The following is a 21,978-nucleotide window of genomic DNA, read 5'->3' on the forward strand; positions in this document are numbered from 1 at the left end:
GTTGTCTCCAATGTTGCCGCTCTCGTTATTCGTATCCATCGCCCGGCGCCGGGCCGCCCCAAGGCGGGCGACGGCCCCCTCCGGGGGCAGCGCCGGGGCCTTGGCCCCAAGCGTGGGGGCTCATACTCTGTCAATATGCTTCTCGCCGAACAGACCTTCCGGACGAACCAGCAGGAAGCCGAGCGCGAGGATGTACGGGAACCAGGATTCGATACCACCGCCAACGAAGGGGCCGACATACACCTCGGCCAGCTTCTCGGAGGCGCCGATGATCAGACCGCCCACGATGGCACCGGGCACCGACGTGAATCCGCCGAGGATCAGCACCGGCAGCGCCTTGAGTGCGGTGAAGGTCAGCGCAAACTGCACCCCGTTACGCGCGCCCCAGATCATCCCGGCCACGAGGGCCACAAAACCGGCCACTGCCCACACGATGACCCAGATGTGACGCAGCGGAATACCGATCGACAAGGCCGCCTGGTGATCGTCCGCCACGGCGCGCAGGGCCCGGCCGATGCGGGTGTATTGGAAGAACAGCGCCAGCGCTGCCACCAGCACCGCCGCCACCGCTGCGGCGAACACGTCGAAGGACGAAATCAGGATGTTGAAGTTGTCCATCATGTATTCGATGGGGACATCCGCGATACCCAGATCCAGGCCACGCACGTTGGCGCCCCAGATGCCCTGTGCAATCCCTTCCACCAGGAAGGTCAGACCGATGGTCGCCATGAACAAGGTAATCGGCGGCTGATTGACCAGCGGGCGCAGCACGAACTTCTCGGTCGCGATCGCAAGCACCACCATGGCGGCCAGCGACAGCACGAAGGCCAGCCAGAATACCGCCCGACCGCCTTCTTCCATCCCGGTCCAGCCGGGCAAGACTTCCAGAAAGCCGACGAAGGTCAGCGCGGCAAAAAACACCATGGCGCCCTGCGCGAAGTTGAACACCCCGGACGCCTTGTAGATCAGCACGAAGCCCAGCGCCACGAGGGCATACAACACCCCTGAGAGCAGGCCGCCGATCAGCACTTCGAAAAAGAACTGCATTGTTTGTCTCCCTTATCCTTTTCGCGGCGCGCTCAGTGGCTGGTGCCGAGGTAGGCGGCAATCACGTCCGGATTGTTCTTCACTTCATCCGGCTCGCCGTCGCCAATCTTCTTGCCGTAGTCGAGCACCACCACGCGGTCCGAGATATCCATCACCACGCCCATGTCGTGCTCGATCAGGACGATGGTGGTGCCAAACTGGTCATTCACATCGAGGATGAAGCGGCACATGTCCTGCTTCTCTTCCACGTTCATGCCGGCCATTGGCTCGTCGAGCAGCATCATCGACGGCTCGGCGGCCAGCGCCCGGCCCAGCTCAACGCGCTTTTGCAGACCGTAGGGCAGGCGCCCGACCGGCGTCTTGCGGATGTTCTGGATCTCGAGAAAGTCGATCACTTCCTCGACCTTCTTGCGATGCTCGATCTCCTCCGCGCGGGCCTTGCCCCAGTGCAGCGCGTGATGAAAGACGTTGCACTTCATCTTCAGGTTGCGGCCGGTCATGATGTTGTCGATCACGCTCATGCCCTTGAACAAGGCGATGTTCTGGAAGGTGCGCGCAATGCCCTGCTTGGCCGCCTTGTGGGGCTCCATGTCGCGGCGCACCTCACCGCGGAAGGTCACCTGCCCCTCCTGCGGGTGATACACCCCGTTGATGACGTTCAACATCGAGCTCTTGCCAGCGCCATTCGGGCCGATGATTGAGCGGATTTCGTGTTCGCGCACATCAAAACTGATGTTGGTCAGCGCCTTGACGCCACCAAAAGAGAGCGAGATGCCCTCCATCTTCAGAATGACGTCGCCGATTTCTCGTGCCATGTTGTCTCCTCGCGCTCAGGCGGCCGTCTTTGCGGCCTGCGGGGCGAAGGTTTTCGCCTCTTCGATCTTAAGGTCAGCCGAAACCTTGCCCTGGCGACCATCCTCGTATTTCACGTCGGTTTCGATGTGCTGCTCGCTCTTGCCCGAATACAGCGCATCGATCAGCACCGCGTAGCGCTCCGACACGAACTTGCGACGCACCTTGCGGGTGCGGGTCAGCTCGCCGTCATCGGCATCCAGCTCCTTGTGCAGAATCAGGAAGCGCTTGATCTGCGAATCGGCCATCATCGGATCGGCCGCCAGTTGCGCGTTGATCTCTTCAACACACTCCTTGATCAGCTGCAGCACCATCGGCTGAGCGGCCAGATCGGTATAGCCCGAGTAGGCCAGACCGCGGCGCTCGACATAGTTGCCCACCGCTTCGAGGTCGATGTTGATGAAGGCGGTCACATAGTCCCGCTCGTTGCCGAAGGCCACGGCTTCCTTCACGTGCTGGAAGAACTTGAGCTTGTTCTCGATGTAGTTGGGCGCAAAAATGCTGCCGCCATTGAGCTTGCCCACATCCTTGGCGCGATCGATGATCTTCAGGTGGCCGTCTTCATCAAAGAAGCCGGCGTCACCGGTGAGGAAGTAACCGTCCTCGTTGATCGACTCGGCCGTTGCGTCGGGGCGCTTGTAATACGCCTTGAGCAGCATCGGCCCCTTGACCAGAATCTCGCCGTTCTCGGCCAGTTTCACCTCCACACCCGGCGCCGGCTTGCCGACGGAGTCGAGCTTGATCTGGCCGTCCGGCTGCAGGCACACATAGGCGCAGGTTTCGGTCTGGCCATAGAGCTGCTTGAGGTTGATGCCAATCGAGCGATAGAAGCGGAACAGATCCGGGCCAATCGCCGCGCCGGCGGTGTAGGCCACGCGAATGCGCGAAAAACCCAGCACATTCTTGAGCGGCCCGAGGATGAGCAGGTTGCTCAGCCAGTACTGGAAGCGATCCGAAGTCGACACCGGCTTGCCATCCAGAATCTCGGCGCCGCAGCGCTTGGCCACATCCATGGCAAAAGCAAATATCTTGCGCTTGAACCAGCTCGCGTCTTCCATGCGGATCAGCACGGTGGTCAGCAGGTTCTCAAACACGCGCGGCGGTGCAAAGTAATAGGTGGGGCCAATCTCGCGCAGATCGGTCATCACCGTCTCGCCCGACTCCGGGCAGTTGATGGTGAAACCCGACACCATCGCCTGCGCATACGAGAACAGGTGGTCGCCCACCCACGCCATCGGCAGGTACGAGAGGATGTCTTCGTTCTCGGTCAACTTGTCGAACTGGCAACCGCCCTTGGCCGACTGAATGAACGCGTCGTGCGTCTGACACACGCCTTTCGGCTTGCCCGTCGTGCCCGACGTGTAGAGCATCACCGACACATCGTCGGGCCCGCCCTTGCTGATCTCGCCATCGAGAAAGTCCGGTTGGCTCTTGTCGTGGGCCGTGCCCATCGACTGCAACTCATCCAGGCCAAGCAGGAAGGTGTCAGCGTAGTGACGCATGCCGCGCGAATCGTCATAAATAACATGCTCGAGGAGCGGGCACTGCTCGCGAATCTCGAGCATCTTGTCCACCTGCTCCTGGTCTTCGACCACGGCGAACTTGATCTCGGCATCCTGCAGCACGTAGGCCATTTCCTCGGCCACCGCATCCTGATACATCATCACCGGAATGCCACCCAGGCACTGACAGGCCGCCACCGACCAATACAGACGGGGACGGTTGTCACCGATGATGCCGAGGCGATCGCCCCGCTTGAAACCCAGCTCTGCCAGACCGCAGGCGATGGCGCGCACGTTTTGCGCAACCTCTGCCCAGCTATAGGTCTGCCAGATGCCGTATTCCTTCTCACGCATTGCCGGCCGGTTCGGCCGCTGTTGAGCATGCTGCATCAACAGGCGCGGAAAAGTGTTCAGTTCAGCCTGCCCACGGGGGTCTGACATACCCGCCTCCTCCTTGTGTGTCTCTTTTCTGTGCCGCAGCGCCGGGGGTTTTCTTATTCGGCGTCCGGGTGGCCTGGGGGCCATGTTCGAGGCTGGAGTCTCGCAGCCTATGTTTGCGCAACTATTTTCAGAATGTACGCAATTGTGACAATTGCCCGATCCGCGTCCGCGCCACACCGACATCGCCGCACAACGCGGTTACAGTAGGGGCTTCACGCATATGTAATGGCCGATCGCCGTGACGACACTCACCCGCGCACTTCGCTACGCCCTCGTCCCCTGGCGCGCCGCCCGCAAATGGGGCGACGACCGCTGCGCCACCTACGCCGCCGCCCTCGCCTACTACTCCGCGTTTTCGCTCGCACCGGTGCTGGTCATCGCCGTCTCGGTGGCCGGCCTCATTTTTGGCCCCGACACCGCCAGCGAACGCATCGTCGGTGAGCTCGAAGCACTCATCGGCGCCGACGGCGCGCGGCTCATCGCCCGCATGGTCACCGCCAGTCAGGCCTCCGGCCAAGGCGCGCTCGCCGCGGTAGTCAGCACCGTCATCACGCTGATCGGTGCCACCGGCCTGTTCGTCCAGATGGGTCATGCCTTCGAAGCCGTCTTCGGCCGCCCCACCCAGGGCCGCAGCGCCTGGATGAAGCAACTCATCGGCCGCCTGCGCGGGCTCACCGTCGTCATCGGCATCGGCTTCCTGCTCATGGTCTCGCTGGTCGCCAGCGCCGCCATCCTCGCCGTTGGCGAATACGCCACGCGTGGCATCCAGGCCCTGCTGTGGCTCGCCACCGCACTGCAGATCGGCATCTCGCTCGCCCTGCAAAGCAGCATGATCGGCATCATCTACAAGGTGCTGGTGCCCACCAAACTGTCCACCCGCGCCCTCACGATCGGCGCCGTGCTCACCGCCATCCTGTTCGAACTGGGCAAATGGGCTATCGGCCTCTACCTGGGCCGCAGCAACACCGCCGCCACCTTCGGCCCCGCCGGCTCGCTCGCCATCGTGCTGCTGTGGGTGTACTACGTGTCGCTGATTTTGCTCTACGGCGCGGAAATCACCTTCCAGCTCAACCGCATCGAGCATGTCGGCGACCGGCGCTTCCGTCGGCAGAAAAAGCAGAAAAAGGCGGCCACGCCGCCGCTGGAGGCGCAGGAGGCGCGCCCCGAGCCGCTCCCGGCCGAGGCCACACCCGCCCTGTTCAAGCCCCCTGCCACCGAAGAGACGCCCACCCGATAGCTTGGTCGGGGGCAAAAAGGCACGCCGCGGGGAATCCCCCCCGCCCTGCTACGCCCCCGGCACACCGCGCAAAGCTTGTTGCCGTCGGGGTCGCGCACACAGGCCTGGTGCATCGCGCCGAGCGTGCTCTCGCGCAGCCCCGGCGCGTTCTCAATCGACACCCCGCCGTGCGCCAACGCCACGTCATGGAACTGCCTGACCTGCTCGGGCGACGCGCACTTGAAGCCGACGATGCCGACGGTGCCGCCGTTCGCCGGCATCGCCGCCTCACCATTGATTGGCACGGTCACGCCAAAGGAGCCGCCCACGTGCCGGTTGAACAGACGCACATCTCCCGTCGGCGCCTCGTTGCGCACCGCCTCACCCGCACCGAGCACCGCCAGCACGGCATCATAGAAACGCTTCGAACGCGCGATATCGTTCGACCCCACCATCACATGGCTGAACACCGGTCTGTTTCCTGTTGCTGTGTGGAGCCGCAGCGTATCTCCAACGGAGCCGAGGCAGCGTGTCGCGCGGATGTAGTGCGTCGCCGGGATGCAGGCCGGCATCCGGGGTCGGTGTGGCAACCAGGCGCAGTCTTTCGATGCGGGGCGGTGTGCCTGATCGAGCCGGTGAGCCCGGATTCCGCGGCGCGGCATCCGGGCTCACCACTCAACTTCTCGGCGACTCAAAACACCGCGCCCGCGCGATCTCGTAGTCGAGACGCACATCCTTCGCGCCACGCATCGCCACGGCAAACGCAGCGTCTTCCGTCGACTCAGTCGCCGAGCGCGCCATCACAGCCTGCCGCGACGCCTGCATCGCCAGCACCAACTGCTCGCCCACCCGCGCCGCACAGCCCGACGCCGGCACCCGGGCCACCGTCTGTTCGGCCTCGGTCATTTCGCGGACCGGGCCGGCCGCCGCCTCGCCCGACGCCTTCAGCGCGGCATCGACGGCGCGCGCCCAGCGCCTATCCGCGCGGTCGTACTCGGCAAAGGCCGCCTGCACCCGCGCCATGGCCTGGCGCTTGTCGTAGATGTCGTAGCCGGTCCGCCCCATGAACGCCAGCACGAAGAGCACCACGCCGACCAGCACCCACGGTATCCGGCGTCGCTTCGGCACGCCCGCTCGATCTGTCATCATCCTAGAAACCGTAGTTGGACGCGCCCGAGTGCGCGTTTGACGGGCTGAGCACAGGCCCCCACGCTCACTTCATTCGCTGCCCCCCGAGGGGGTTGTACCCACTCTTGGGGCGGCCCGGCGAGCGGGTGAGCAAGGCGCAACGACGCACAGCCTGCACGCTGCAAGGAGAAGCAACGCGGCCAGGCGGCCCGCCAGACGTGCAATCGGGTGCGTAGCGCTGTCACCCACCGGGTGATCGGCCTCGAAGCCGAAGAAGTTTGCATGTTCAATACCTTGCTCTTGGGCACAAGCGGTCAACTGCGGTTTCTAGGATCATGGCCCTCATGACCATCCATTCGCCGACAGTCTGACAGCATGTCGGCCGGCGGCGGGCAAAAGGACGGTTTCCGGTGCGGTGCAAGATCGCCCGGCGGCGCCCGGATAGCGCCGCGCTGCATCCCCTCGACCCCAAGGAGACCCGCATGCTTCTCGACACCCCGATCTGCGACTTCGGCTGGCAAGCCCCCGATTTCACGCTGCCAGACCCCGACGGCATGTCCTACACCCTGTCCGAACAACTGGGCGACAAGGGCGTGCTGATCGCCTTCATCTGCAACCACTGCCCTTATGTGCAAGCCATTGCGGACCGTCTGGCCGACGACGCCCGCGCGCTGCAGGCCGAGGGCGTCGGCGTGCTGGCCGTGATGTCGAACGACGCCACGCAAGTGCCGCTCGACAGCCCGGCGAACATGAAACGCTTCGCCGCGGAACACGGCTTCAGCTTCCCGTATCTGGTCGATGCGACCCAGCAGGTCGGTCGCGCCTACGGGGCGGTGTGCACGCCGGATTTCTTCGGGCTGAACAAGGACGGCGAACTGCAGTACCGCGGCCGTCTGGACGATGCCGGCCGGGGCAATCCGACCAAGCGCACCCGCGAACTGGTCGACGCCATGCGGCTGATCGCCGCCACCGGGCGGGGCCCGCGCGAGCAAACGCCCAGCATGGGCTGTTCGATCAAGTGGAGATGAGTTGGCCCCCGGAAGCCGCCGGGCGGCCTCCGGGGGCGGTGCGCGCACGCATCACAGCTTGAAGGCGGCGAACTTCTCCATCGTGCTGCGCGACACCAGGGCCACCTGATCCACCGTCTTGCGCGCTTCGCGCAGGGCAGCATCGGTCTCCTGGACCCGTCCGGTGATGCCCTCGGTGTTCTGCGCGATGGACGACGTGGCGCTGCGCTGTTCGTTGATCGACAGGGCAACCTCGCTCATGCGGTTGGCCACGGCGGTGATCTTGCTGCCGATCTCTGAAATCTTGCCGCGCGCGTCTTCGGTCAGGCTGACGCTGCTCTCCACCGTCGCGACGGTCTGCTCCATGAAGCCGACGGCCTGCTGCGTTTCGTCGCGCATGCCGTCGAGCATGGTGGTGATTTCCAGCGTGGCCTTGCCGGTGCGCTCGGCCAGCTTGCGCACTTCATCGGCCACCACGGCAAAGCCGCGCCCCTGTTCGCCGGCACGGGCCGCTTCGATGGCGGCATTGAGCGCCAGCAGATTGGTCTGGTCGGCGATCTCGCGGATCACCCCGACAATGCCGGTGATGTCGCCCGAGCGGCGGTCCAGGCCGCCGAGCACGTCGGCCAGCTCACGCACCCGCCGGGCCGATTCGACGGCCTGCGCGGCAATGGTGGTCACGCCCTCCGCGGTGGCCACGGTCAGCTCCCCCGTGCTGTGCGCCAGGGCTTCGGCATCGTTGCTGTTGTCGGCGATATGGGAGACGCTCACCGTGATCTGCTCGACGCTGGCGGCGTTGGCGGTGGTAATGTCAGCCAGCGCCTCCGAGCGATCGGAGATCTCGTTGATGCTCGCTTCAAGCTGCCGCACGCCGTCGGTCAGCTTGTCGGCATCGCCGAGCAGCTGACGGAACATCCCGCCCAGGCTGTCCAGCAGCTGGTTGAAACTGACCGCCATCTGGCCCAGTTCGTCCTTCGAATTGATCGGGAGACGAACCGTCAGGTCACCCCCGCCGGCCGACAATTCCTTCAGGCGCGCATTCAGGTTGCGCAGCGGCGTGAACACCAGCTTGGGCACCAACAGCAGCACCGCGAGTATCGTGACCACCACCATAGCGCTGATGATCAGCGTGCCGACATAGGCGGCATGGGCCGAGCTTTCGGCCCGCGCCTCGCTGGCCGCGGCGCCATCGGCCATGATCTCGGACAACTTGTCGATCTTGTCGCGCATGCTGCCGAACTGCTTGGCGGCCTCGCCAAAGCTCAGGCTGCGCGCTTCGGCAACGGCGGCCTCGTCGCCACCTTTGAGCAAGGTGATGATCCGGTCGTTACTGGCCTCCCAGACTCGCCGATCGCTTTCGTACTGTTTGAGCAGCGGGTCGGTCGCCGCTGCGGTGGCCGGCAATTGCGCAGCGATGGCGGCGAACTTTCCGACACGGGTCGCGGACTGCTGCCGGTTTTCGTCGATTTGCGTCTGCCATTTGGCTTGCTGCCCATCGTTGCCGGAGTTCAACCAGGAGCGCTCCGCCACCAAGGCTTGGTAGAGGTCTCGATCGGCTTCGAGCAGCACCGTAATGGCCGGCAGGTAGCGCCCCCCCATTTCAACGGTGAGCGCTTCGGTATTTCTGGCGCTGTTGATGCCAAACGCGCTCAGCACGAGGGACATCGCCCCCATGAAGAGGATCGGACCAATGATTTTCCAACGGACGGACAGGTTCGCGAGCATTACGGTTGTTCTCCAGGTAGCTCATGGGCGCACGCGATGTCTGGGCTGATCGTTCGGCAGTGACACTCCGAACGCCCCGCACACCACGACGTGCTTTTCTATTTGATTGCGACGCCGCCGGAAGCAACTTGAGAGTGCGCCTATACCGTCCGTCGTATATCGACGACGCGCCGGCAAGCGCCATTGGCAAAGCCCTCGATCCGGCTCATCGCTTGGCGACAACGCTTCGCTTGCATTTCGGCGGCTGAAGAGGAACAATAACCAAGCGCTTGCTTGCTTAAAAATTAATCACCGGACGGAGACCCGATGAACGCCGCTGCCAACACCCCTTACCCGCACCTGCTCGCCCCGCTCGATCTGGGCTTTACCACCTTGCGCAACCGCACGCTGATGGGCTCGATGCACACCGGGCTGGAGGAGGAGAAGAACGGCTTCGAGCGCATGGCGGTGTTTTATGCGGAGCGTGCGCGCGGCGGCGCGGGGCTGATCGTGACCGGGGGCTTTGCGCCGAACCTGGCCGGGCGGGTGTATCACGCGGGCTCTCAGCTGAGCTTTTCGTGGCAGGTAAAAAAGCACCGCATCATCACCGACGCAGTGCATGCCGAGGGCGGCAAGATTGCGTTGCAGATTCTGCACACCGGCCGATATGGCTACCACCCGCTGTGCGTGGCGCCGTCGAGCCTGCGTGCGCCGATCAACCGTTTCCGTCCGCGCGCGCTCACCGGCTGGGGCATCCGCCGCACCATCGCGGCTTACGCCAAATGCGCCAAGCTGGCGCAGGACGCGGGCTATGACGGGGTGGAGATCATGGGCTCCGAGGGTTACCTGATCAACCAGTTCATCGCGCCGCAAACCAACCACCGCACCGACGACTGGGGCGGCAGCTTCGAGAACCGCATCCGCTTTGCGGTGGAAACGGTGCGCAGCACGCGAGCCAAGGTGGGGCCGAACTTCATCATCATCTTCCGCCTGTCGATGCTCGATCTGGTCGAGGGCGGCAGCAGCTGGGACGAGGTGGTGGCGCTGGCCAAGGCCATCGAGGCGGCGGGCGCGACGATCATCAACACCGGCATCGGCTGGCACGAGGCGCGCATCCCGACCATCGCCACCATGGTGCCGCGCGCGGCGTTTGCGTGGGTCACGCAGCGGCTCAAGGGCGAGGTGACGATTCCGCTGATCACCACCAACCGCATCAACACGCCGGAGGTGGCCGAAGACGTGCTGGCCTCGGGCTGTGCCGACATGGTGTCGATGGCCCGCCCCTTTCTGGCCGACGCCGACTTTGTTAACAAGGCGGCTGAGAACAAGGGCGACGAGATCAACACCTGCATCGCCTGCAACCAGGCCTGTCTGGATCACATCTTCAACGGCAAGCTGACTTCCTGCCTGGTCAACCCGCGCGCTTGCCACGAGACCGAGTTCGTCATCCGCCCAACCACCGCGCCCAAGAAAGTGGCGGTGGTCGGTGCCGGCCCGGCAGGCATGGCCTGCGCCACCACCGCCGCCGAGCGCGGCCATACGGTGACGCTGTTCGACGCGGCGGACCGCATCGGCGGCCAGTTCAATATTGCCAAACAGATCCCCGGCAAGGAGGACTTCAACGAGACGCTGCGCTACTTCGGCAAGCGCATTGAGACCACCGGCGTCGAGCTGAAACTGAACACGCGAGCCGAGCCGGACGCGCTCAAGGCTGCCGGCTTTGACCATGTGGTGCTGGCTACCGGCATCATCCCGCGCAAGCTCGACATCCCCGGCGCCGACAGCGACAAGGTGGCCAGTTACCTCGACATCATCGAGGGGCGCAAAGTGGCGGGTACATCGGTGGCCATCATCGGCGCGGGCGGCATTGGCTTTGACGTGGGCGAGTTCCTCACCCACAGCCATGACACGCGCACCGAGGCCGAGCGTTTCAACAGCGAGTGGGGCATCGACCCGACCTACGCCAACCGCGGCGGGCTGGTCGCGGCGGTGGACGAGAAGGCGCCGCGCCAGGTCTATCTCCTGCAGCGCAAGGAATCCAAGGTCGGCGAAGGCCTGGCCAAGACCACCGGCTGGATCCGCCGCACGCTGCTCAAGAAGCGCGGCGTGATGATGATCCCCGGCGTGAGCTACGACGCCATCACCGACACCGGCCTGAACATCACGGTCAATGGCGAAGCCAAGACGCTGCCTGTCGACACCATCGTGGTCTGCGCCGGCCAGATGTCGCGCCGCGAGCTGCAGGCCCCGCTCGAAGCCGCCGGCATGGCGGTGACCCTGATCGGCGGTGCCGATCTGGCCGCGGAGCTGGACGCCAAGCGCGCCATCGACCAGGGCACCCGCGTGGCGGCGGCGCTATAAGCATGCCGCGCAAAAAAACCGAACCCGCCGCCGATGCCAACCGCCGCACCGACGTGCTGCGCGCGGCCGCCCGCCTGTTTGTCGAAAAAGGCTTCGAAGCGACCACCACGCGCGACATCGCCGAGGCCGCCGGCATGCGCTCGGGCAGCCCCTTCTACCATTTCCGCAGCAAGCTCGATCTGCTCAAGGCGGTGATTCTCGAAGGCCTTGCCAATAGCGATGCCCGCCAGCGGGCGGCCATCGTCGGCGTAGACGACCCGCTCGACCGCCTGCGCGTGCTGGTGCGCACCCACCTGGCCAGCCTGCATGAATTCGACTGCGACTCGCCCTTGCTGATCGGCGAAACCCGCGCGCTCGACGACGCCGCCAAACGCGACATCGCGGCGGCTTTCGATGCATATCAAATCCCCTGGCAGCACACACTCGACACGCTGGCGGCGGCCGGCCATATCGCCAGCGCCGCGCCGCCGGTACGGCTGTGGCTGTTCGGCATGCTCAACTGGAGTACCCACTGGTATCGCGCCGACGGCGCGCTGTCGCTCGATGCACTGGCCGACAGCGCGCTGGCGATGCTGCTCGCCAAGCCGGCGGGCACTTAGTCGTCCTGCGAGATCGGTAAAAACAGCGTCATGCGCGTCCCGCGACCTGCCGCGCTGTCCATGTCGATACGCCCGGCGTGCTGCTCGGCAATGCCCCACGCCTGGGTGAGACCCAGGCCCACGCCTTCGCCCACCGGGCGGGTGGTGAAGAAGGGGTCAAACACGTAGGCCTGAATGTCGGCGGGGATGCCAGGCCCGGTATCCTCGACGGCCACCCACTGCTCACCGTCAGTCTGGCCGGTCTCGATGGTCAATCTGCCGCCGTCGGCCACGGCCTGCAATGCGTTGCTCAACAGATGCACACAGGCCCGGCTCACGTCCCCCGGGCGACATACCAGCGGCGGCAAGTCGGCAAACCGATACTGAACATTGGCGCGCTCCAGCGACTGCGCAGGCAACAGGTTGAGGGCCCGCTTCACCAGCGCTCGCAAGCTGACCTGCTCCATGGCGCTGGTGCTGGCTTCGGCAAAGGTGCGCAGATCGGCCACAATCACACGCACCCGATCCAGGCCCGATTTCAACTCGTTCAGCAGCTCAGGGATGTCTTCGGTCAGAAACGCCACATCCGCCTCAACGCATTGCTGTGCCAGAGCCGCCGCCACCGCCGGTGCCTGGGCGGCGATCAGCGGGTCGGCGTCGCGATACGCTGACAGCAAGGCCATCAAGGCGGTCACGTCCCGCGCCAGCATGTCGCAATTGCCGGTGGCGAAGCCGAGCGGGTTGTTGATTTCGTGCGCCACACCCGCCGCCAGACGCCCCACCGAGGCCATCTTCTCGGACTGCAGCAATTGATTGTGCGCCTTCTCAAGCCGGGCGTTGGCGGCTTCCAGCGCGGCGTTGCGCTCGCGCAAGGCCTCTTGCGCCAGCCAGCGGCTAGTGACGTCGCGGCCGATCCCGCGATAGCCCGTAAAAACGCCGTTCTTGTCAAAAACCGGATCGCCGCTGATCGAAAAATGCCGCAATCCGTCGTTGGTCATCAAGCTGTATTCCAACTCACGAAATGGCTGGTGGGCGCGCACCAGCGCCTCGTGCGCCGCAATCTCGGCCTCGCTCAGTCCGGCACCCTTGAGTCGCAAGAAGGCCCAACGTGTCATGCCGACAAAAGCGCTGGGCGACGTGTTGCCGCGTGCAGCCAGGCCATCGGAGAACGCCAAGAACCGATACTCGGCGTCCTGCTCCCAGTACCAGTCCGACGACAGATCCAGCAGGTGGCGAAACCGCGCCGCTGCCTGATCGTGCTTTTCATCCTCTTGGCTCATGCCACACCTCGACCGCCGTCGTTCATCAATCACTCATCGGCAGCCGGCCGCCAAGCTTGACGCTAAGACTTTCGAAATAGAGGCAAAATAGAAAATCGCCGCGCAAGGCGGCGATCGTGACGGGCGCGAAGGCGTAAAAAAACTGGATCAGGCGTGCGCGGCGGTGAAGCCCTCGGCACGTCGGCTTTGCGGCTCGGCGGCGGATGCTGACGCCACACGCGATGCCGTCAGCGCGGCCTGATCGTCCTCAGACAGATGCAGCTCAACGGCCGCCAGGCGCGCCAGCGTGGCGTCGAGATCCCAGGGCGCCGCCAGGCGAAGCTTCTTGCCCGTACGCATTTCAGCGTGCAGCCAGAAGGCCCCCGTCTCGGCGTCGGCGCGCAGATACACCCGCGCCGCCAGCGTCGGGTCGGCTTCGATGCGGGCCAGGCCGTCTTGCTTCTTGCACTTGCCAGCCAGGTAGGCCCCCGCCAACACCACCACCACGATTGCCACTGCGCCGATCAGTTCCATGCGTCTTCTCCGTTCGCGGTGTGTGTCACACCGCCGTGCTGCGCTGTTCGACCGCATGAACGCGGCCTTGATGGGTTCGAAGACTAAATCAGCACCCCCTGCCTCGTCGCGTATATGGATAGCGCCAATTTCTATATAAACGCGCCAAGCGCATAAAACTTTGCGTTATAAGCCCGCTCGCCGGCCTTCGCCGCGACATGCGTCACGCCACGAGGCGCCCGTGGTGCTTCGGCTTCAGGGGTGAAGCGCGTTAGACTGGATGGGTCCGAGCGCCCCGCTGCGCCTTCAGGAGCCCATGTCGATGCAACACAAAGCCTTCACCCGGCCCGTCCATGCCACCACCTGGATGAGTCTGTTTCTGGCACTCGTGGCATTGCTGGCGGCCTTTCTGGCCCCCCAACTCGAATCCGCCTTTCGCGCCAACGCGCTGTTCAACGGCGTGATCATCGCCGTGCTGGTGGTGGGCATTGGCGTCAATCTGCGCCAGGTGTGGCGACTGCAGCGCGAAGTGCTGTGGATCGAAGCCTTCGAGCCGCGCGCCGACGGCGGCGGCACCGGCGACGGCCGCCCGGTCCTGCTCGCCCCCATGGCCCGGTTGCTCACCAGCCGCGATGGCGGCCGCTTTCACCTCTCGCCGGCGTCGATGCGCACCATCCTCGACAGCGTACAGATCCGCCTCGAAGAGCAGCGCGACCTCTCCCGCTACCTGATCGGCCTGCTCATCTTCCTCGGTCTGCTCGGCACCTTCTGGGGCCTGCTCGCCACCATCCGCTCGGTCGGTGACATCATCGGCGGCATGAGGGTGGGCGCCGATCCGGTCGCCATGTTCGAAACGCTCAAGACCCGGCTGGACGCACCGCTGTCGGGCATGGCCACCAGCTTCTCCACCTCGCTGTTTGGTCTGGCCGGCTCACTGGTGGTCGGTTTTCTCGACCTGCAATCCGGCCACGCCCAGAACCGTTTCTACAATGAACTTGAAGAGTGGCTCTCCAGCATCACCCGCCTGCCCTCGTCCGGCGTGGGCGGCGATGGCGACGGCACCGTCCCGGCCTACGTGGTGGCCCTGCTCGAGCAGACCGCCGAAAGCCTGGAGCGCATGCAGCGATCCTCGGTTGAGTCCGAACGCGAACGCCACGCGATTGGCGACCAACTCGGCGACCTGAACAGCCAGCTCACCCGCCTGGCCGACCTCATCTCGCGCGAGTCGCGTGACTTCAGCACCCTGGCCAGCAGTCAGGACGACCTCGCCGGCCTGGTCCGTCACCTGGCCCACCAACCCAACCAGAACGCGCAGTTCTCCGAAGAGTTGCGCTCAGAGATCCGGCTGATGTCGCGCACCATCGCGGCAGCCCTCGACAACCGGCGGGCGGACTAAGGCGATGGCCTCCATCGGCCGCCGCCGGCGCGGCATCGACTTCTGGCCCGGTTTTGTCGATGCGCTGGCCGCGCTGCTGATGGTGATGATCTTCGTCATCCTGATCTTCACCATTGGTCAGTTCGTGCTCACCGACGCCGTTTCCGGCCGCGACCGCGCGCTGGCACAACTCAACGCGGAGCTGTCTCAGCTGGCTGAGCAACTGAGCCTCGAAACCAACGCCCGCAAGAGAGCCGATGTGCAACTGGGCGAACTCTCCGCCTCGCTCGCCAGCAGCGAATCGGCCCGCCAGGCACTCGATGTCCGTCTGCAATCGACCGAAGCCGCGCGCGCCGAAACCGAAGCTGCACGTGTCGCGTCGGAGGCGGCCCGCGCCGCCGCCGAGGCCGAAGGGCTGCGCCTGGTGGCCGACATCGCCGCCCTGCAACGCCTCAAGACCGAACTCGAAGCCGAGGCCGCGCGACTGGCCAGCCAGCTCGACAGCACCGGCACGGCGCTCAAGGAAAAGACCGAACTGTCGGAGCGCTCGATCGCCCAGGTCGAACTGCTCAACCGCCAGCTCGCCGCGCTGCGCACCCAGCTCGAACAGCTCAATGAAGCCCTCGGCGCGGCCGAAACCGCCGCGCGCAGCAAGGATCTGGAAATCGAGGAACTCGGCAAGAAGCTCAACGTGGCGCTGGCCAGCCGGGTGCAAAAACTGGCGCGCTACCGCTCGGAGTTCTTCGGCCGACTGCGTGAGGTGCTGGACAAGCGTGACGATGTGCAGATCGTCGGCGACCGCTTTGTGTTCTCCAGCGAGGTGCTCTTCGACAGCGCTTCAGACAACGTCAGCGAGGCCGGCAAAAACCAGCTCGCCAAACTGGCCAGCACGCTCAAGGGCATCGCCCGCGAGATTCCGGCCGATCTGCCCTGGGTGCTGCAAGTCGATGGCCACACCGACCGCCGCCCGATTTCGACCGAGCGCTTCCCCTCGAACTGGGAGCTATCGACCGCGCGCGCGCTGTCCATCGTCAAGTTCCTGCGCGCACAGGGCATCGAGCCACAGCGCCTGGCCGCCACCGGCTACGGCGAATTCCACCCGCTCGACGAACGCAACACCGACGCCGCCTACGCCAAGAACCGGCGCATCGAACTCAAGCTCACGAATCGCTGAGCGCCGCCTCGCCGCGCACCTGCGCCAGCCAGTCGCGTGGGGCGCAGCCCATGCGCGCACGGAAGGCCCGCGCCAGCGCGTTCGGGCTGCCATAGCCGACCCGATCCGCCACCACCGCCACCGGCCGCCCCTGCTTGAGCAAGGTGCAGCTCACATTCATGCGCCAGTCGGCCAGATAGTCGCCCGGCGTCACCCCCACCGTGTCCTTGAACGCGGCGGCGAAACGCGCGCGTGACATGCCCGCCTGCGCCGCCAGCGCCTCGAGCGACCACGCGGTCTGCGGCGCGTCGTGCATGGCGGTGATGGCGCGCGCGAGTTTCGGGTCAGCCAGGCCGGCGAGCAAACCGGTTTGGGCCGCGCCCTGGTCCATCAGATAGCGCAACAGCTGAATCAGCAACAACTCGCACAGCCGGTCGATGGCCGCCTGCCGGCCGCACTGATCGCGCCCGGCTTCGGCAAACAGCAAGTCCAGCGTCGGACCCAGTCCCGGCAGATCGGCCAGCGGAATCTGCAGCATCGGCGGCAAGGCCATGGCCAGCGGATTGCCAGCCGAGGCCCCCAGATCGACTTCGGCGCACAGCAAGTCGACGGTGTCGCCCGGCGCCGCGACAAAGCGGTGCGAGGCCACGCGCGGATAAAACAGCAGGCTCGGCTCGGTGACCAGCAGATCCTCATGCACCGACGAGCGCGCCGTGATCGGGCCGCGGCGCAACAAGTGGATATAGCCATGCGGCGCCGCGTAGTGATGCTGCCCACAAAAAGCGCCGGTGTGAAACACACGCGCCGACAGCGAGTAGTGCTGAAGCAAGCCAGCCAGTCGATCCGCCATCTCAACCTCCATGCAAGACGATAAGTTACATCTTTGATACTTAATGCGCCATATCGTACCAAACAAGCGGCGATGATGCGTCACGTGCTCTTGCACCTCACTCACAACGGAGAAACACATGACTCAGATCGCCCCCCTGACCCTCGACACCGCCGACACCGCGACCGCCGCCACACTCAAGGCCGTCAAAACCAAACTCGGCATGGTGCCGAACATGTTCGCCACGCTCGCCCACGCCCCGGCCGCGCTCAACGGCTACCTCGGTTTATCCGAGACGCTGGCCACCGGCCGCCTCAGCGCCGCGCAACGCGAAATCGTGGCGCTCGCCGCCGGCCAGGCCAACCGCTGCCAGTACTGCCTGAGCGCCCACACCCTGATCGGCAAAGGCGCTGGCCTGAGCGAAGACGCCATCGCCGCCGCCCGCACCGGCAAGGGCGCCAACGCACTTGACGACGCCATCGCCGGCTTTACCCGCGCCCTGGTGGAGCAACGCGGCGTGGTCGCCACCGAGGCGCTTGCCAGCTACCGCCGCGCTGGGCTCGATGACGGCCTGATTCTGGAAGTGATCGCCAACGTCGCGCTCAACACCCTCACCAACTACACCAACCACGTCGCCGATACGACCGTGGATTTCCCCGTCGTCGCCGTCTGACTGCCCCTGCAAAAAGGAGAAGAAGATGAAAACCACGCTCACCCGCGCGCTGCTCGCCAGCGCCCTCGCCCTGCCGCTGGTCGCCACCGCCAGCGACTTCTCGCCCTATGTCGATGCCAAAGGCGGTATCAGCCGCCCAACCGACTTCCGCACCCACTTCGTCCATCTGGGCTCCTGGGCGGTGCTGGACGAAAAATCCGCCGCCCGCGGCCTACACGATGTGTACACCGAAAAGGCCTCGGCCGAGGCCTACCGCAAAACCGGCAAATTCCCGGATGGTGCCACGCTGGTCAAGGAAATCCGCAAGCTCGAAACCGGCGCCATGACCACCGGCGACCCGGTGGTCTGGGGCTCCGACACGGCCGTGTGGTTCGTGATGGTCAAGGACGCCAAAGGCCGTTTCGCCAGCCACCCGCAATGGGGCGACGGCTGGGGTTGGGCCATGTTCAAGGCCGACGCGCCGGCCACCAATGTGGCGGCCAGCTATGACGCCGACTGCAAGGCCTGCCATATCCCCGCGGCCAAAACCGACCGGGTGTTCATCCAGGGCTACCCAACCCTGGCCCCGAACTGACTTGCAGCGAGGCATGGCATCGCGCAGGATGACCCTGTCCTGCGCGATGCGCGATTTCGGGAGCCACGCCATGCCGACACTCGACGCCTTTCTGGCCGACGTCCGCGCCTGCACGCGCTGCGCCGCGCATCTGCCGCATGGCGTGCGGCCAGTCTTCCAGTTTCATCCGAGCGCGCCCATTCTCATCGCCGGCCAGGCGCCGGGCGCCCGCGTACATGCCTCCGGCGTGCCCTTCGACGATGCCAGTGGCGACCGCCTGCGCGCCTGGCTGGGCATTGACCGCGACACCTTTTACGACCCCACCCGAATCGCCATCCTGCCGATGGGATTCTGCTACCCCGGCACCGGCAAAACTGGCGACCTGCCGCCTCGCCCCGAATGCGCCCCCGCCTGGCGCGATGCTTTCATGCAGCGCTTCGAGCGCCTGTCGCTGGTCATCGTGCTGGGCAGCTACGCCATGGACTACCACCTCGGCACCGGCAAGGCGCCGCTCACCGAGATCGTCCAGAACTGGCGCGAACACTGGCCACAAGCGCTGCCGCTACCGCACCCCAGTCCGCGCAACAACCGCTGGCTGGTGCGAAACCCCTGGTTCGAACACGACGTATTACCCGCCCTCAAGGCCCGCGTCCGCGAAGTGCTGACCACCAAGGAAACCTCATGACCGACCCCATTGCCGACATCACCACACTGCTGCAAAAGTACTACGACGCCCTGGTGCGCTGCGACACCGCGCTGCTGGCCGAGGTGTTTCACCCCGAGGCGCACTACTTCACCGCCAGCGACGGCCAGCTGCTGCATCTCGACATGCCCACCTACTTTCCCATCGTGGCAGCTCGCACCTCGCCCGACAGCACCGGCGAAGCCTGCCACTACACCATCGACAGCATCGAACTCATCGGCCCGGTGACCGCACTGGCCCGCATGCGCAGCACCATGCTGCAAAAACACTTCAACGACATCCTCAGCCTCATCCTCATCGATGGCCAATGGCGCATCATCGCCAAGGTCTTCCATTTCGACCCGGCCACCCCCACAGGAGCCCGCTGACCATGCCCTATGTGAACATCAAGATCACCCGCGAAGGCGGCACCACCGCCGAGCAAAAAGCCGAACTCATCGACGGCGTCACCACCCTGCTCGCTCGTGTCCTCAACAAGAACCCGGCCACCACCGTGGTGGTCATCGATGAAGTGGATCCGGACAACTGGGGTATCGGCGGTTTGCCGGTGAAAGCGTTCCGCCATCGGCAAAACAGCGGCGAGAAATAGGGTCAGCCCGAGCCGCGACGCTCAGTCCTCGGCGCCTTCCCAGCGAATCGTCACTTCGCGCCGGCCCCAGTCGCGGGCCTTTTTGACGTTCTCACCCATGTAGATGTCGATCTTCGCGTTCCAGCGCGGATGCATCTTGTCGAGCACCACATAGCGCCCGTCGAGGCCGTCGATGGTCACTTCGGCGCCTTGCACCAGACCGAGCTCAAGCAGGTCGCGCGAGACGGCGATGACTTTCATGCCGGGCGCCAGGGTGTCGCCCCAGGCGGCGATGTTGGGGGTATCGTCGGTTTCGCCGGGCGATGAGGTGTAGGCCGTGGCAGTGACAGTGAGTGTGCGTTCATCATCTCCGCAGGCCGCGACGAGAAAGGCGATCAGCAACGCGGCGAGTCGGGCGGGTGGGCGCATGCTCACGGCACGCAGCTGCGCCAGTCGGCCATGCTCGCCAAGCGGGATCTGGCCGACCGCGCCATGTCAGGCCAATCCGAACAACCGGTCTCATCGTGCATGCCGACTCTCCCCAGCGCAGTCAGGGGCCGCGCCCATTTTCAGCATAGCTGCTACGCCCGGCGCTGCCATCGACGGGCCGACGCGGGCTCAATCCGTGCTGAAATTCAGCAGCCGGCGTTTGTTGGGGATGCGCACATAGCGCCCGCTCATTTCGATCAGCCCGGCTTCGCTCAATTGCTGGAAGGTTCGCGACAGCGTTGGCGGAGTGAGGTTGAGGTACGAGGCGATGATCTGTTTCTGCGCGGGCAACACGGCTTCGAGCACACCGTGTCCGTTGATGCGGGCATGTGCGAGCAAATGGTGGATGACCCGTTCCATGCCGGTTTGCAGCGCAAAGGCTTCGAGGTCGGCCGCCACCGCGTGGTAGCGCCGCCCCAGATGCGCCAGCACCGCTTGCGAAAATGGCAGGCTACGCGTCAGCAAGGCCAGCAGCGGCGCTTGCGGAATCAGCAGCAGCACGGAGGCGGTCAGGGCTTGCGCGAACACCGTATGCGCCGATCCGGTCAGCGCATCGGCCTCGCCAAACACCTGCAGCGGACCGGCAATATCCATGACTTTTTCGGCGCCGCGCGCGTTTGATACCGCGAGCTTCACCTGCCCGCTGATCACCAGATACACGCCATGCGGCGCATCCCCGCGATTGAACACCACCTTGCCCTTGGGCATGCGCATCAGGCGTGAGGCAGACTCCAGGCCATCGCGCTCCACTTTTGTCAGCCCCCGAAACAGCGCGTGTCGCGACAGCACCGAGCTGTCTTCCTTGAGCCGCTCGCCCACACCTACCGTCGCGGCATCCGCCTCACTGAGCGCCGGGCGCAAAAGCACCAGCAACACCATCTGACCATGCAGCGCCAGATGCGTCAGCCGCGCCCACACCGGCACTGCGGCGCCCTGGGCGACACGGCAATGCAGTCGCCCTTCAAAACGGCCCGCCATCAAGACTTCACTGACCAGCACCGGAAAACGCAGCGCTTCATCGGGCGCCAGCACATTCGCCAAATGCTGCGTGCTCAAGGCGTCGGCCGACTCGCCAAAAAAATCCGCCGCAGCCGTGTTGGCATGCAGGATGGTCGACGGCATCAAGGCCGAATCGACCGACACAATCAAGGCGGGTGCCTCGCCGTGTGCGCACATCTCCAGCACGCCGGCCTCGCTCGCCAGCAGCGCCGCGCTGTGCTGCGCCACCACATCGCTGAAGCTCGGCTCGGTCGCCGTCGGCACCATCAAGGCCTGTGCCCGCGCCTCCCAGCTGGCCATTCCGTCAGACGGCAAGGCGGTTGTCTTGCCCCCCGTCGGGGACGCACTCGCCTGTGCCGCACGCAGCGCCTTGGCAACGACCTGGTCCTCGCCCTGGATGTGATCGACCAGCCAGTCGCCAAGGAACATCAACAACCGCTGCCCGTCGAGCACGCCGTCCTCACCCAGCGCTTCGACCATGTCGCCCACTTGGGCAAGGAAGCGTGCATGGCTTTGATGATGGACGTCGCTCTGTTTCGCCTCCAGCCCACACAAGGCCATCAAGGCCTCTTCGGTGCTGAAGTGCACCTGTGCATACTCGGTGAGATAGCCCAGCAGCAAGCGCACCTCATCTGCCGACAACTCGGGCGCGTCGGCCAGCTTCGCGGCCGTCGCGTTGACCAGTTCAACCAGCCCGCGATGCTGCTGATCGACCACGTCGATGTCGGTTTTCAGGGAGTCGTTCCACGCCACAATCTGCATTCACATCACCTCAGGAGTTGCCCCGAACCGACCATCTGCATGGTCTGGCCGGCCAGGTCGCGCGGGCATTCGTGGCGCCGCGCGTCAAGCCTCGATTGTCCCGAACGGCCTGGGGCGCGTGTTGATGGATATCAATTGCTTCCGCCCAAACCCCTGATATCGCGGCAAAAGCCGGGCGCCGGCGAGGACAGCCAGCAACACGCCTTGTTCGCGCAGGCTGGCCGTCTACACTGAGATCTGTCACCACCACTTGCCCATCGAATGCA

21 protein-coding genes and 1 pseudogene are annotated in these 21,978 nt (G+C 65.0%); 11 read left to right on the top strand and 11 right to left on the bottom strand.

Annotated features, from left to right (window positions below):
• Positions 1 to 120: 120 nt before the first annotated feature.
• From FHP91_RS02130 to FHP91_RS02140, 3 genes are read right to left on the bottom strand one after another with little or no spacing between them, the layout of a single operon-like run.
• Complete coding sequence (locus tag FHP91_RS02130) at positions 121 to 1,047, bottom strand: branched-chain amino acid ABC transporter permease (protein WP_144308031.1); 927 nt, start codon at positions 1,045 to 1,047, stop codon at positions 121 to 123.
• 32 nt (positions 1,048 to 1,079) lie between these two features.
• Positions 1,080 to 1,862, bottom strand: coding sequence for an ABC transporter ATP-binding protein (locus tag FHP91_RS02135; RefSeq protein WP_144176170.1), 783 nt, complete (start codon positions 1,860 to 1,862; stop codon positions 1,080 to 1,082).
• 15 nt (positions 1,863 to 1,877) lie between these two features.
• Positions 1,878 to 3,842 (bottom strand): AMP-dependent synthetase/ligase, encoded by a 1,965-nt coding sequence (locus FHP91_RS02140; protein WP_144308032.1) that lies wholly within the window; start codon positions 3,840 to 3,842, stop codon positions 1,878 to 1,880.
• A gap of 238 nt (positions 3,843 to 4,080) precedes the next feature.
• Between FHP91_RS02140 and FHP91_RS21250 the strand changes: the two genes are divergently transcribed.
• On the top strand, positions 4,081 to 5,079 hold the full coding sequence (locus tag FHP91_RS21250; protein WP_222105089.1) for a YihY/virulence factor BrkB family protein: 999 nt from the start codon (positions 4,081 to 4,083) through the stop codon (positions 5,077 to 5,079).
• Between the two features lie 80 nt (positions 5,080 to 5,159).
• Here FHP91_RS21250 and FHP91_RS21690 read toward each other — a convergent pair.
• Together FHP91_RS21690 and FHP91_RS02155 are read right to left on the bottom strand one after the other, a co-directional pair.
• Positions 5,160 to 5,720, bottom strand: a pseudogene (locus FHP91_RS21690) (VOC family protein); the annotation flags it as partial.
• A gap of 13 nt (positions 5,721 to 5,733) precedes the next feature.
• Positions 5,734 to 6,186: a hypothetical protein gene (locus tag FHP91_RS02155; RefSeq protein ID WP_144308034.1), complete on the bottom strand. Its 453-nt coding sequence runs from the start codon at positions 6,184 to 6,186 to the stop codon at positions 5,734 to 5,736.
• A 482-nt stretch (positions 6,187 to 6,668) separates the two neighbouring features.
• On the opposite strand from FHP91_RS02155, the gene FHP91_RS02160 reads away from it, so the two are divergent.
• Positions 6,669 to 7,214, top strand: coding sequence for a thioredoxin family protein (locus tag FHP91_RS02160; protein ID WP_144308035.1), 546 nt, complete (start codon positions 6,669 to 6,671; stop codon positions 7,212 to 7,214).
• A gap of 51 nt (positions 7,215 to 7,265) precedes the next feature.
• On the opposite strand, the gene FHP91_RS02165 is transcribed toward FHP91_RS02160, so the two are convergent.
• Positions 7,266 to 8,918: a methyl-accepting chemotaxis protein gene (locus tag FHP91_RS02165; RefSeq protein WP_144308036.1), complete on the bottom strand. Its 1,653-nt coding sequence runs from the start codon at positions 8,916 to 8,918 to the stop codon at positions 7,266 to 7,268.
• Between the two features lie 306 nt (positions 8,919 to 9,224).
• Between FHP91_RS02165 and FHP91_RS02170 the strand changes: the two genes are divergently transcribed.
• Both FHP91_RS02170 and FHP91_RS02175 read left to right on the top strand, forming a co-directional pair.
• Complete coding sequence (locus tag FHP91_RS02170) at positions 9,225 to 11,258, top strand: NADPH-dependent 2,4-dienoyl-CoA reductase (RefSeq protein WP_144308037.1); 2,034 nt, start codon at positions 9,225 to 9,227, stop codon at positions 11,256 to 11,258.
• 2 nt (positions 11,259 to 11,260) lie between these two features.
• Positions 11,261 to 11,857 (top strand): TetR/AcrR family transcriptional regulator, encoded by a 597-nt coding sequence (locus tag FHP91_RS02175; protein WP_144308038.1) that lies wholly within the window; start codon positions 11,261 to 11,263, stop codon positions 11,855 to 11,857.
• On the opposite strand, the gene FHP91_RS02180 is transcribed toward FHP91_RS02175, so the two are convergent.
• Both FHP91_RS02180 and FHP91_RS02185 read right to left on the bottom strand, forming a co-directional pair.
• A complete protein-coding gene (locus tag FHP91_RS02180; protein WP_144308039.1) occupies positions 11,854 to 13,116 on the bottom strand; it encodes a sensor histidine kinase in 1,263 nt (420 codons plus the stop codon). The two genes, FHP91_RS02175 and FHP91_RS02180, sit on opposite strands and share 4 nt — an antisense overlap.
• A gap of 147 nt (positions 13,117 to 13,263) precedes the next feature.
• The gene (locus FHP91_RS02185) at positions 13,264 to 13,629 is read right to left on the bottom strand and encodes a hypothetical protein (protein ID WP_144308040.1); all 366 of its coding nucleotides are present in this window, start codon (positions 13,627 to 13,629) and stop codon (positions 13,264 to 13,266) included.
• Positions 13,630 to 13,930: 301 nt separating this feature from the next.
• Here FHP91_RS02185 and FHP91_RS02190 point away from each other — a divergent pair, with 301 nt between their 5' ends.
• Both FHP91_RS02190 and FHP91_RS02195 read left to right on the top strand, forming a co-directional pair.
• The gene (locus tag FHP91_RS02190) at positions 13,931 to 15,004 is read left to right on the top strand and encodes a flagellar motor protein MotA (protein ID WP_144308041.1); all 1,074 of its coding nucleotides are present in this window, start codon (positions 13,931 to 13,933) and stop codon (positions 15,002 to 15,004) included.
• A gap of 4 nt (positions 15,005 to 15,008) precedes the next feature.
• Positions 15,009 to 16,157: a peptidoglycan -binding protein gene (locus FHP91_RS02195; RefSeq protein ID WP_144308042.1), complete on the top strand. Its 1,149-nt coding sequence runs from the start codon at positions 15,009 to 15,011 to the stop codon at positions 16,155 to 16,157.
• On the opposite strand, the gene FHP91_RS02200 is transcribed toward FHP91_RS02195, so the two are convergent.
• The gene (locus tag FHP91_RS02200; protein ID WP_144308043.1) at positions 16,144 to 16,986 is read right to left on the bottom strand and encodes a helix-turn-helix transcriptional regulator; all 843 of its coding nucleotides are present in this window, start codon (positions 16,984 to 16,986) and stop codon (positions 16,144 to 16,146) included. The genes FHP91_RS02195 and FHP91_RS02200 overlap by 14 nt on opposite strands.
• 118 nt (positions 16,987 to 17,104) lie before the next feature.
• Between FHP91_RS02200 and FHP91_RS02205 the strand changes: the two genes are divergently transcribed.
• From FHP91_RS02205 to FHP91_RS02225, 5 genes are all read left to right on the top strand, one after another.
• Positions 17,105 to 17,638 carry a carboxymuconolactone decarboxylase family protein gene (locus FHP91_RS02205; RefSeq protein ID WP_144308044.1) on the top strand — a complete coding sequence of 178 codons (534 nt, stop codon included), beginning with the start codon at positions 17,105 to 17,107 and terminating at the stop codon, positions 17,636 to 17,638.
• Positions 17,639 to 17,663: 25 nt separating this feature from the next.
• Positions 17,664 to 18,212, top strand: coding sequence for a cytochrome P460 family protein (locus tag FHP91_RS02210; protein ID WP_144308045.1), 549 nt, complete (start codon positions 17,664 to 17,666; stop codon positions 18,210 to 18,212).
• Between the two features lie 70 nt (positions 18,213 to 18,282).
• On the top strand, positions 18,283 to 18,876 hold the full coding sequence (locus FHP91_RS02215; RefSeq protein WP_144308046.1) for a uracil-DNA glycosylase family protein: 594 nt from the start codon (positions 18,283 to 18,285) through the stop codon (positions 18,874 to 18,876).
• Positions 18,873 to 19,262: a nuclear transport factor 2 family protein gene (locus FHP91_RS02220; RefSeq protein WP_144308047.1), complete on the top strand. Its 390-nt coding sequence runs from the start codon at positions 18,873 to 18,875 to the stop codon at positions 19,260 to 19,262. The genes FHP91_RS02215 and FHP91_RS02220 overlap by 4 nt, the downstream gene beginning before the upstream one ends.
• A gap of 2 nt (positions 19,263 to 19,264) precedes the next feature.
• Positions 19,265 to 19,483, top strand: a complete 219-nt coding sequence (locus tag FHP91_RS02225) for a tautomerase family protein (RefSeq protein ID WP_144308048.1) — start codon at positions 19,265 to 19,267, stop codon at positions 19,481 to 19,483.
• A 21-nt stretch (positions 19,484 to 19,504) separates the two neighbouring features.
• Here FHP91_RS02225 and FHP91_RS02230 read toward each other — a convergent pair whose 3' ends face one another.
• On the bottom strand, positions 19,505 to 19,897 hold the full coding sequence (locus FHP91_RS02230) for a 3D domain-containing protein (RefSeq protein ID WP_222105090.1): 393 nt from the start codon (positions 19,895 to 19,897) through the stop codon (positions 19,505 to 19,507).
• Between the two features lie 183 nt (positions 19,898 to 20,080).
• Positions 20,081 to 21,712, bottom strand: a complete 1,632-nt coding sequence (locus tag FHP91_RS02235; protein WP_144308049.1) for a bacteriohemerythrin — start codon at positions 21,710 to 21,712, stop codon at positions 20,081 to 20,083.
• Between the last annotated feature and the right edge of the window lie 266 nt (positions 21,713 to 21,978).

It is taken from the genome of Denitromonas halophila (assembly GCF_007625155.1).
Classification (GTDB): Bacteria; Pseudomonadota; Gammaproteobacteria; order Burkholderiales; family Rhodocyclaceae; genus Nitrogeniibacter; species Nitrogeniibacter halophilus.